Annotated in this window: 9 protein-coding genes, 4 tRNA genes and 1 rRNA gene; all 14 read right to left on the bottom strand. The window is 64.5% G+C overall.

Features of this window, described 5'->3' with window-relative positions:
- Entirely contained in the window at positions 1–4,092 is a 4,092-nt protein-coding gene (gene rpoB / locus OP497_RS11550) for a DNA-directed RNA polymerase subunit beta (RefSeq protein WP_280548512.1), read from the bottom strand.
- Positions 4,093–4,323: 231 nt separating this feature from the next.
- Positions 4,324–4,695, bottom strand: a complete 372-nt coding sequence (rplL, locus tag OP497_RS11555; RefSeq protein WP_280548513.1) for a 50S ribosomal protein L7/L12 — start codon at positions 4,693–4,695, stop codon at positions 4,324–4,326.
- A gap of 90 nt (positions 4,696–4,785) precedes the next feature.
- Complete coding sequence (gene rplJ, locus OP497_RS11560; protein WP_071943769.1) at positions 4,786–5,289, bottom strand: 50S ribosomal protein L10; 504 nt, start codon at positions 5,287–5,289, stop codon at positions 4,786–4,788.
- A gap of 258 nt (positions 5,290–5,547) precedes the next feature.
- Complete coding sequence (gene rplA, locus OP497_RS11565) at positions 5,548–6,240, bottom strand: 50S ribosomal protein L1 (protein ID WP_280548514.1); 693 nt, start codon at positions 6,238–6,240, stop codon at positions 5,548–5,550.
- Positions 6,241–6,242: 2 nt separating this feature from the next.
- Positions 6,243–6,674, bottom strand: coding sequence for a 50S ribosomal protein L11 (gene rplK / locus OP497_RS11570; RefSeq protein WP_106232368.1), 432 nt, complete (start codon positions 6,672–6,674; stop codon positions 6,243–6,245).
- 92 nt (positions 6,675–6,766) lie between these two features.
- Positions 6,767–7,300: a transcription termination/antitermination protein NusG gene (gene nusG / locus OP497_RS11575; protein WP_280548517.1), complete on the bottom strand. Its 534-nt coding sequence runs from the start codon at positions 7,298–7,300 to the stop codon at positions 6,767–6,769.
- A gap of 8 nt (positions 7,301–7,308) precedes the next feature.
- The gene (gene secE, locus OP497_RS11580; protein WP_133636922.1) at positions 7,309–7,677 is read right to left on the bottom strand and encodes a preprotein translocase subunit SecE; all 369 of its coding nucleotides are present in this window, start codon (positions 7,675–7,677) and stop codon (positions 7,309–7,311) included.
- Between the two features lie 72 nt (positions 7,678–7,749).
- A tRNA-Trp gene (locus tag OP497_RS11585) sits at positions 7,750–7,825 on the bottom strand.
- Positions 7,826–7,976: 151 nt separating this feature from the next.
- Positions 7,977–8,051 (bottom strand) — tRNA-Thr (locus OP497_RS11590).
- 29 nt (positions 8,052–8,080) lie between these two features.
- Positions 8,081–8,154 (bottom strand) — tRNA-Gly (locus OP497_RS11595).
- Between the two features lie 49 nt (positions 8,155–8,203).
- Positions 8,204–8,287: transfer RNA gene (locus OP497_RS11600), tRNA-Tyr, on the bottom strand.
- 116 nt (positions 8,288–8,403) lie between these two features.
- A complete protein-coding gene (locus OP497_RS11605) occupies positions 8,404–9,243 on the bottom strand; it encodes a type III pantothenate kinase (protein WP_280548522.1) in 840 nt (279 codons plus the stop codon).
- The gene (locus OP497_RS11610; RefSeq protein ID WP_280548524.1) at positions 9,240–10,223 is read right to left on the bottom strand and encodes a biotin--[acetyl-CoA-carboxylase] ligase; all 984 of its coding nucleotides are present in this window, start codon (positions 10,221–10,223) and stop codon (positions 9,240–9,242) included. The genes OP497_RS11605 and OP497_RS11610 overlap by 4 nt, the downstream gene beginning before the upstream one ends.
- A gap of 293 nt (positions 10,224–10,516) precedes the next feature.
- Positions 10,517–10,610 (bottom strand): 5S ribosomal RNA (rrf, locus tag OP497_RS11615); the annotation flags it as partial.

Genomic DNA, 10,610 nt, shown 5'->3' on the forward strand with positions numbered 1-10,610 from the left:
CTAGCTCTCTAACTCGATATCGATGCCCAGCGAGCGGATTTCCTTCACCAGCACGTTGAAGGATTCCGGCATGCCCGCCTGCATGGTGTGGTCGCCGTCCACGATGCTCTTGTACATCTTGGTGCGTCCTTCCACGTCGTCAGACTTGACGGTGAGCATCTCCTGGAGCGTGTAGGCCGCGCCGTAGGCCTCCAGGGCCCAGACCTCCATCTCGCCGAAGCGCTGTCCACCGAACTGCGCCTTGCCGCCCAACGGCTGCTGGGTGACCAGGGAGTAGGAACCGGTGGAGCGCGCGTGCATCTTGTCATCCACCAGGTGGTTGAGCTTGAGCATGTACATGTAGCCCACGGTCACCGGGCGGTCGAAGGCATCGCCGGTACGCCCGTCGTAGAGCGTCATCTGGCCCGACTCCGGCAGATCGGCGAGGCGCAGCAGGTGCTTGATCTCGTGCTCCTGGGCACCGTCGAACACCGGGGTGGACATCGGCACGCCGCCCTTGAGGTTCTTCGCCAGGGCGATCACCTCCTCGTCGGTGAGCGAGTCGAGCTCCTCGACGCGGGTCCCCTGGGTAGTGTTGTAGACCTGCCCCAGGAAGTCGCGGATCTCGGCCACCTGCTGCTCGCGGGCGTCGCGCAACAGCCCCTCGATCTTGACGCCGAGGCCGCGGGCCGCCATGCCCAGGTGGGTCTCGAGGATCTGGCCCACGTTCATCCGCGAGGGCACGCCCAGCGGGTTGAGCACCACATCGATGGGCTCGCCGTTGTCGTCGAAGGGCATGTCCTCGATGGGCATGATCGCCGAGATGACGCCCTTGTTGCCGTGACGGCCGGCCATCTTGTCGCCCGGCTGCAGGCGGCGCTTGATCGCCAGGTAGACCTTGACGATCTTCAACACGCCCGGCGCCAGGTCGTCGCCCTGGGTGAGCTTGCGCTTCTTGTCCTCGAAGCGCTCGTCCATTTCCTTGCGACGGCTCTCCAGTTGCTCGTCGGCCTGGGCCAGCAGCTCGTTGAAGGTCTCGTCCTGCAGGCGCAGCTTGAACCACTGCTGGCGCGGCAACTCCTCGAGGTAGCTGTCGGAGAGCGCGTCGCCCTTCTTCAGCCTGGGGCCGCCGTTGACGACCTGGCCGGAGAGGGTGCGCTTGAGGCGCTCGAAGGTGGCATCCTCGGCGATGCGGTAGGTCTCCTGGAGGTCCTTGCGCACCTCATCGAGCTGCATCTGCTCGATGGAGAGCGCTCGGGAGTCCTTCTCCACGCCGTCGCGGGTGAACACCTGGACGTCGATGACGGTGCCCTTCATGCCGGTCGGGGCACGCAGCGAGGTGTCCTTCACGTCGGACGCCTTCTCGCCGAAGATGGCCCGCAGCAGCTTCTCTTCCGGGGTCAGCTGGGTCTCGCCCTTGGGCGTCACTTTGCCCACCAGGATGTCGCCGGCGCCGACTTCGGCGCCGATGTAGACCACCCCGGCCTCGTCCAGCTTGCCCAGCGCCGACTCGCCGACGTTGGGAATGTCGGAAGTGATCTCCTCCGACCCCAGCTTGGTGTCGCGGGAGACGCAGGTCAGCTCCTGGATGTGGATGGTGGTGAAGCGATCCTCCTGGACCGCCCTCTCGGAGAGCAGGATGGAATCCTCGAAGTTGTAGCCGTTCCACGGCATGAAGGCGATGCGCATGTTCTGGCCCAGGGCCAGGTCACCCATGTCCACGGAGGGACCGTCGGCCAGGATGTCACCACGGTGCACCTGGTCACCGGGGCGCACGATGGGCCGCTGGTTCATGCAGGTGTTCTGGTTGGAGCGCAGGTACTTGGTCAGGTTGTAGATGTCGACGCCGGCCTCGCCGCCGATGATCTCGTCCTCGCTGACCCGCACCACGATGCGCTTGGCGTCGACCGAGTCGATTACCCCGCCGCGGCGGGCCACCTCGCAGACGCCGGAGTCGCGCGCCACGAAGCGCTCCATGCCGGTGCCCACCAGCGGCTTGTCGGCACGCAGGGTCGGCACGGCCTGACGCTGCATGTTGGCCCCCATCAGGGCGCGGTTGGCGTCGTCGTGCTCGAGGAAGGGGATCAGCGCCGCAGCCACGGAGACCACCTGGCGCGGCGACACATCCATCAGGGTGACCTGCTCGGGACGCATGAAGGTGGTCTCGCCGCGGTGGCGGACCTGCACCAGGTCGTCGACCAGCTTGTTCGCCTCGTCCACGGTGGCGGAGGCCTGGGCGATAACGAAGTCGCCCTCTTCGATGGCCGAGAGATGCACCACGTCGTCGGTCACCAGGCCGTCCATGACCTTGCGGTACGGCGTCTCGAGGAAGCCGTAGCTGTTGGTGTGGCTGTAGGTGGCCAGGGAGTTGATCAGGCCGATATTCGGGCCTTCCGGCGTCTCGATCGGACACAGGCGGCCATAGTGGGTGGCGTGGACGTCACGCACCTCGAAGCCGGCCCGCTCACGGGTCAGGCCACCCGGGCCGAGCGCCGAGACGCGGCGCTTGTGGGTGACCTCGGAGAGCGGGTTGTTCTGGTCCATGAACTGGGAGAGCTGGCTGGAGCCGAAGAACTCCTTGACCGCTGCCGCTACGGGCTTGGCATTGATCAGATCCTGGGGCATCAGGCCTTCGCTCTCGGCCATGGAGAGGCGTTCCTTGACCGCGCGCTCGACGCGCACCAGGCCCACGCGGAACTGATTCTCGGCCATCTCGCCGACGCAGCGGATGCGACGGTTGCCCAGGTGGTCGATGTCGTCGACGTCACCGAAGCCGTTGCGGATCGCGATCATCTCGCGCAGCACGTCGAGGATGTCCTGCTGGTTCAGCACGCCGGAACCGGTGTCGCTATCGCGACGCAGGCGGCGGTTGAATTTCATGCGACCCACGCCCGATAGGTCGTAGCGGTCCTCGCTGAAAAACAGGTTGTTGAACAGCGTCTCGGCGGCCTCCTTGGTGGGCGGCTCGCCGGGGCGCATCATGCGGTAGATCTCGACCAGCGCCTCGAGGCGGGACCCGGTGGTGTCCAGCTTGAGGGTGTCGGAGATGAAGGGGCCACAGTCGAGGTCGTTGGTGTAGAGCGTCTCGAGGGTGGTGATGCCCGCCTGGCCGATCTTCTCCAGCAGCTCGGGGGTGATCTCGGTATTGCACGGGCAGATCAACTCGCCGGTATTCGGGTCGACCTGATCCTTGGCCAGGGTCTTGCCGAACAGGTAGTCCATCGGCACGTCGAGGCGCTCGAGGCCAGCCTTTTCCAGCTGACGAATGTGCTTCTGGGTGATCCGGCGGCCTTCCTCGACGATGACGTTGCCGTCGCCGTCGCCGTCGCCGTCCTTGATGTCGAAGGTGGCGGTCTCACCGCGTAGGCGCGAGGGGACCAGTTCCACGGAGAAGCCGGACTTCTCGAGGTGGAAGGTGCTGAGCTCGAAGAATTCGCCGAGGATCTGCTCGGCGCTCATGCCCAGCGCGCGCAGCAGCACCGTGGCCGGCAGCTTGCGGCGACGGTCGATGCGCACGAAGACGCTGTCCTTGGGGTCGAACTCGAAGTCGAGCCAGGAACCGCGGTAGGGGATCACCCGAGCAGAATACAGGAGCTTCCCGGAGGAGTGGCTCTTGCCCTTGTCGTGGTCGAAGAACACGCCGGGCGAACGGTGCAGCTGGGAGACGATGACACGCTCGGTACCATTGATGACGAAGGTACCGTTCTCGGTCATCAGGGGGATCTCCCCCATGTAGACTTCCTGCTCCTTGATGTCCTTGATCGCTTTGTTCGACGAATCCTTGTCGTAGATGATCAGGCGAACCTTGACGCGCAGGGGAGCCGAATAGGTGACGCCACGCAGTTGACACTCCTTGACGTCGAAGGCCGGAGTGCCGAAACGGTAGCTGACATACTCCAGGGCAGCGTTGCCGGAGAAGCTCGCGATCGGGAAGACCGATTTGAAAGCGGCATGCAAGCCGATTTCCAGGCGTTCTTCGGGTGAGCGATCCTGCTGGAGAAACTCGTAGTAGGAATCAAGCTGGATGGCCAGCAGGTAAGGCACATCCATCACTTGGGGCAGTTTGCCGAAATCCTTGCGGATGCGTTTTTTCTCAGTGTATGAGTAAGCCATCTGTATTCCCCAGCTTGTTCACCATGGGTGACCGATGCGTGTCGGCGTCACCCGACGGGTACGGCTCCGTCAGGCGCTGACGGCAAGCCTCCACCAGGAGGCTCGCCGTCGGAATTCGGCTAGCGGTGGCCCGAGGGCAACCGGCTAGTGACAACAGAAAAAGGCCGGCAGCGGGTGTCCCGCCACCAGCCGTGGAAGCTTACGCAGCGCGTGAAGCCATGGGCACAAGGGTTACTTGAGCTCCACGCTCGCGCCGGCGTCTTCCAGCTTCTTCTTTGCCGCTTCGGCGTCGTCCTTGGACAGGCCTTCCTTGATGGTCGCCGGCGCGCCGTCGACGGCACCCTTGGCTTCCTTGAGGCCCAGGCCGGTGATCTCGCGGACCGCCTTGATCACATTGACTTTCTTCTCGCCAGCGCCGGTCAGCACGACGTCGAACTCGGTCTGCTCTTCCTCGACATCGGCTTCACCGCCACCCGGGCCAGCCACGACGGCGGCGGCAGCAGAGACACCGAACTTCTCTTCCATGGCCTCGATCAGCTCGGCCACTTCCATGACGGACATGTCGGCGACGGCGTTGATGATGTCTTCTTTGGTCAGTGCCATTGTCTAGATTCCTAACTTTGCGGGAGCCTCGGCATCGCGATGGCTCGGGGATTCAATGTTCGATTCGGGCTGAGCGCAAGAGTTCGCCGTTCAGGCGGCCTCTTCCTGCTTCTGGTCTCGCAGCGCCGCGAGGGTACGGACCAGCTTGCCGGCAGACGCTTCCTTCATGACGGACATCAGCTTGGCGATCGCCTCATCGTAGGTCGGCAGGGTTGCCAGACGGTCGATGTCGCTTGCCGGGATCAGCTCACCTTCGTAGGCCAGCGCCTTGACCTCGAACTCCTTCTGACCCTTGGCGAACTCCTTGAACAGGCGGGCGGCAGCGCCCGGGTGCTCGTAGGAGAAGGCCAGCATGGTCGGACCGGAAAAGGTCTCGTCCAGAATCTCCCAGGGAGTTCCGGACAGGGCGCGGCGTGCCAGGGTGTTGCGGACAACACGGATCTGCACGCCATTCTCGCGGGCCTGCTTGCGCAGGTCGGTCATCGCGCTGACCGCGACGCCACGAGAATCGGCAACGACGACGGAGAGCGCATCCTTGGCCGCTTCACTGACCTCGGCAACAATTGCCTTCTTGCCTTCGAGTGCTAGTGGCACAGTGATCACTCCTTCGTGCCGGAACCTCACGAGAGGATTCCGGTGGTTACCATCTCTCCCGACCGGAGGTCGGGAGTCCTGGGTGATGGTGCTCACCAGATACCTGGCGGCCACACCATCTGCGCAGGCCTTCCCGGGGAAGATTAAGCCGCGCTCGCAAGAGACGCGGCACCTGCGGTCTTTGACGATGCCCCGCCGGCGAGGATAGCCCGGCACGGGGACCGCAAAGTTCCTGCAATCGTCTCGATCACCGCCCGATCAAGCCAGGGCGGAATGATCGATGGTCAGCCCCGGACCCATGGTGCTGGACACGGTGACTTTCTTGAGATAAATACCCTTGGACGTGCTCGGCTTGAGCCGCTTCAGGTCGGCGACCAGCGCCTCCAGGTTGCCCTGGATGGCAGAGATGTCGAAGTCGACCTTGCCCAGGGTGGTATGGATGATGCCGTTTTTGTCGGTCCGGAAGCGCACCTGGCCGGCCTTGGCGTTCTTGACGGCAGTGGCCACGTCAGGCGTCACGGTGCCGACCTTGGGGTTGGGCATCAGGCCGCGCGGACCGAGGATCTGGCCGAGCTGGCCGACGACCCGCATGGCGTCCGGCGAGGCGATGACCACATCGAAGTCCAGCTGGCCCTTCTTGACCTGCTCGGCCAGGTCGTCCATGCCGACGATGTCGGCACCGGCTTCCTTAGCGGCATCGACGTTGGCACCCTGGGTGAAGACCGCGACACGCACGTCCTTGCCGGTACCGTTGGGCATGACCGTGGCGCCACGCACGACCTGGTCGGACTTACGCGGGTCGACGCCCAGGTTGATGGCGACGTCCAGGGATTCCTTGAACTTGACGGTGGAGAGCTCGGAGAGCAAGGCCACGGCCTCGTCGAGGGAGTAGGTGCGGTTGGCGTCGACCTTCTCGCGAATCTGCTGTGCACGCTTGGTAAGCTTGGCCATGATCAGAGACCCTCCACGTTCAGGCCCATGCTGCGGGCACTACCGGCAATGGTACGCACCGCGGCGTCGAGATCGGCAGCCGTCAGGTCCGGCTCCTTGGTCTTGGCGATCTCCTCGAGCTGCTCGCGGGTCACGGTGCCGACTTTGGTCTTGTTCGGCTCGCCGGAGCCGGACTTGATGCCGGCCGCCTTCTTCAGCAGGACCGCGGCGGGCGGGGTCTTGGTGATGAAGGTGAAGCTGCGGTCCGAGTAGACGGTAATGACCACGGGGGTCGGCAGGCCCGGCTCGATGTCCTGGGTCGCGGCGTTGAACGACTTGCAGAACTCCATGATGTTGACACCGTGCTGGCCCAGCGCGGGGCCCACGGGGGGACTCGGGTTGGCCTTGCCAGCTGCCACCTGCAGCTTGATGTAAGCCTGTACTTTCTTGGCCATGATGGACTCCAGTTGGGTAGTAGCGCCTTGCGGCTCCCCGGGTTACACAACCACCCGTGGGTGGTTGTCACGAAACAGTCAGGGCCGGAAGGCTATTCCTTCTCGACCTGGGCAAACTCCAGCTCGACGGGCGTAGAGCGGCCGAAGATCAGCACGCTGACCTGCACACGGCTCTTGTCATAGTTGACCTCCTCGACGACCCCGTTGAAGTCGGCGAAGGGTCCATCGACGACGCGCACCGACTGGCCCGGCTCGAAGAGCGTCTTGGGCTTCGGCTTGTCGGTGCCGTCCTTGACCCGGCTGAGGATGGCATCCGCCTCCTTGCGGCTAATGGGGGCCGGTTTCTCCTTGGTGCCACCGATGAACCCCATGACGCGCGGGGTCTCGTTGACCAGGTGCCAGGTCTCGTCATCCATCTCCATCTCGACCAGCACATAGCCGGGATAGAACTTGCGCTCGCTCTTGCGACGCTTGCCGTCTCGCACCTCGACGACCTCTTCGGTCGGCACCAGGATCTCGCCGAAGCGATCCTCCATGCCGTGCATCTTCACGCGCTCGATGAGCGAGCGCATGACATGCTTCTCGAAGCCGGAGTAGGCGTGGACGACATACCAACGCTTGGACATGAAAACTCCTAACCAATGACGCCGGACATCGCCCAGCCAAGAAGGGTGTCGATCAGCCAGAGCATCAGCCCGACCACCAGTACGGCCACCAGCACGATGGCGGTGGTCTGCACGGTCTCGGGCCGGGTCGGCCAGACGACACGCTGAATCTCCTTCTTCGCACTCCTGGCGAGCTCGACCAGATCACGACCCTTGGTCGTGGTCAGCGCCACCAGTGCCGCCGCCACGCTGAGCACGACGACACCGAGCACACGATAGAGAAGCGCCTGGTCGGCGAAATAGGTATTGCCGACCACGGCAAGGACCAGCAGAGTGACGACAACCGCCCACTTGAGCCCGTCGTGGCGCGACTCCTGCACCTCGGCGTTATGCTTCATGAAAACGAGACTCCTCAGGGTGCGGCAATCGAAACATGAAAGTATATGAGATCTCGCCAGCCTGGGGAAGACTGGCAGGCCAGGAGGGAATCGAACCCCCAACCTGCGGTTTTGGAGACCGCTGCTCTGCCAATTGAGCTACTGGCCTGTACTTGCTTCCGCGACCACCCTTTGCAGGCGGCCTGTACGACAGCGGGCGCCATGATAGCGAAAGCCGCTCCTCCTGGCAACCCCTTCCCCGCGCGACTTCACCGTGGGAAAGAAAAAGAAAAGGCGAGCCGTGGCTCGCCTTCTCGATATGGAGCTCATGGACGGATTTGAACCGTCGACCTCACCCTTACCAAGGGTGTGCTCTACCCCTGAGCTACATGAGCGCAACCTTGTGGCATCAAAGCCAAACACCTGGAGCGGGCAGCGGGGATCGAACCCGCATCATCAGCTTGGAAGGCTGAGGTTCTACCATTGAACTATGCCCGCCGACCCACTCTTGCTTGCCATCACTCGACGCATCGGGTGCGGCTTAACCTGGTGGAGGGGGAAGGATTCGAACCTTCGAAGCTTTCGCGGCAGATTTACAGTCTGCTCCCTTTGGCCACTCGGGAACCCCTCCAGCTGGCGGTGTATTCTACCGCCTGTGCTTCCGGTGTCAAGTGCCTGTTTTCTCTGCCTCTTGACCGCGCGCGACAAACCTGCTGACTGCGCCTTTCCGGAACGCGGCGCATTGTGTCAAAGCAGCATCGAGAATGCAAGCGCGGCCCGGATCTTTTCCAGCGCCACCGGCGAGGGCACCCGAGGCGCCCCGGACATGCGTCCCGCCCGCTCGGCAGCGGTCAGCGGAAAACAGGCCTCCAGCCCACCGTAGACCATGTCCGGCCAGACCGCATGAGGCACCTGGATGCCCCGCGATACCACCCGGGCGTCACCGCCGGTCAGCATCATCGGCAGTGCCACCCCCTGCTGATCACACACCTCGCTGTAGATGCGATTGACCGCGCTCACCGCCGCCATGTAGATGCCGTGATTGACCGCTTCGACGGTACGCCTGCCGGGCTCCAGCAGCTCCTCGGCCTCGCTGTCCGGGTCGATGGCCACGTTGCGGGTACCAAGCTTCAGACTCTCCTTCATCAGCCGCAGCCCGGGCAGGATATAGCCGCCCAGGTGGCGCCCACCGGGCAGCACGAAGTCGACGGTGATGGCGCTACCGCAATCCACGGCGCAACAGCCGCCGGCCAGATGGTAACCCGCCAGCGCCCCCATCCAGCGGTCGACCCCCAGCCGGCCGGGCTCCTCGTAGCCGTTGGTGACTCCCAGGGCCTCGGCCGTGGAGCGCGCCACATGCACGGTGCCGACACGCCGGTGCAGCAGCGCCACCGTCTCCTCCAGCACCGCCCTGCGCGCCACGCTGGAGATGCGCACCGCCTCGACGACGTCGAGGTCCGGGATATCCGCCCCCGGGCGCCACTCCTCACGGGTCCAGACCGCCCCGCGGGAGCGGATCTCGCTGCTGTCGGCATCCTTGAGCCGCCACTTGGACAGGGTGTTGCCGATATCGAGGTCCAGGATCATGCGCGTCTCCGCACACTGATCTCGCCGCCAGCAAGCCGCACCGGCCGCCCATCCTGCCGCACCCAGAGGTGGCCGGCATCATCCACGTCCCCGGCGGTGGCCGACTCCCGGGTTCCCCGCTGCAGGATCTCCACCTCGCAGCCGGCGAAGGCGTGACGGGCGTTCCAGTCGTCACGCCAGGCGGAGAAGCCCTGCTGCTCGAAGCCCGCCAGCAGGGGCAGCAGCTCGTCCAGCAGCTCGACGGCGAGGGCATTGCGGGAGAGCCCCGGCGCCTGGTCATGGACGGCCGCGACGGCCTGGTCAATGCCCTCACGGAATGCCGCCGGCAGATCGACATTGATGCCCATGCCCAGCACCACCTCACAGGGGCCGGCAGCATCACCGCTGATCTCCACCAGGATGCCCGCCAGCTTGCCGAGCGCCCCGTCATCGCCCTCCAGCAGCACATCATTGGGCCACTTGAGACGAGGCCTGACGCCGTGGCGCTCGAGCACCCTGGCGAGAGCCACGCCCAGCGCCAGGCTCAGCCCTTCCAGCGACGCCACCCCCGCCTCGACCCGCCAGCCGATCGAGAGCATCAGGGTACGCCCCCAGGGCGTCACCCAGGGGCGTCCTCGGCGCCCGCGCCCTTCGCTCTGCTGCTCCACCAGGCAGATCTCGCCGTGCCCTGCCCCTTGGGAGAAACGCTCGCGCAGGAAGGCGTTGCTGGATGGCAGGCTCTCCTCCACGAACAGCCGCGTCAGATGCGGGCGCGCCTGTCGCGAGAGGCCGGCGACGATGATGCCCCCCTCCAGCAGCTCCAGGCGTTCGACCAGGCGATACCCCTGGCCCTTGACCGCTTCCATGGGAATGCCCAGGGACTCCAGTTTGCGCAACTGCTTCCATACTGCCGCCCGCGACACGCCCAGCCGTTCGCCCAGCTGCTCGCCGGAGTGGAACTCGCCATCGCTCAGCAGGCGGATCAGGTCACCGATGGTCATGCTCATGCCCCTGACGGGAAATATGACATTCTAGCGGATGCGGCCAGCCCCCGGAAACGCCAGCGACCAAAGTGGGTGAGTGCATGGGCGGCTCGACGGCCACGGCACAGGGGGTCGTGGGGTTCATTACCGCGACGGCTAACCTTCCCCGGCTTCCCATATAAAAAAACCCCGAGCTCTGGACGAGCTCGGGGTTTATCGGGATGAGTCTCTGATGCTCATCCAGCCGACGCTTTCGCGGCCATCAACGAGAAAACCCCAGCTTCGTTCGAAGCTGGGGTTTCAGAATAGGTGCCTGACGATGACCTACTCTCGCATGGGGAGGCCCCACACTACCATCGGCGCTGAGCGGTTTCACTGCTGAGTTCGGCAAGGGATCAGGTGGTT

Source organism: Halomonas sp. 11-S5, assembly GCF_029889825.1.
Taxonomy (GTDB): Bacteria; Pseudomonadota; Gammaproteobacteria; order Pseudomonadales; family Halomonadaceae; genus Halomonas.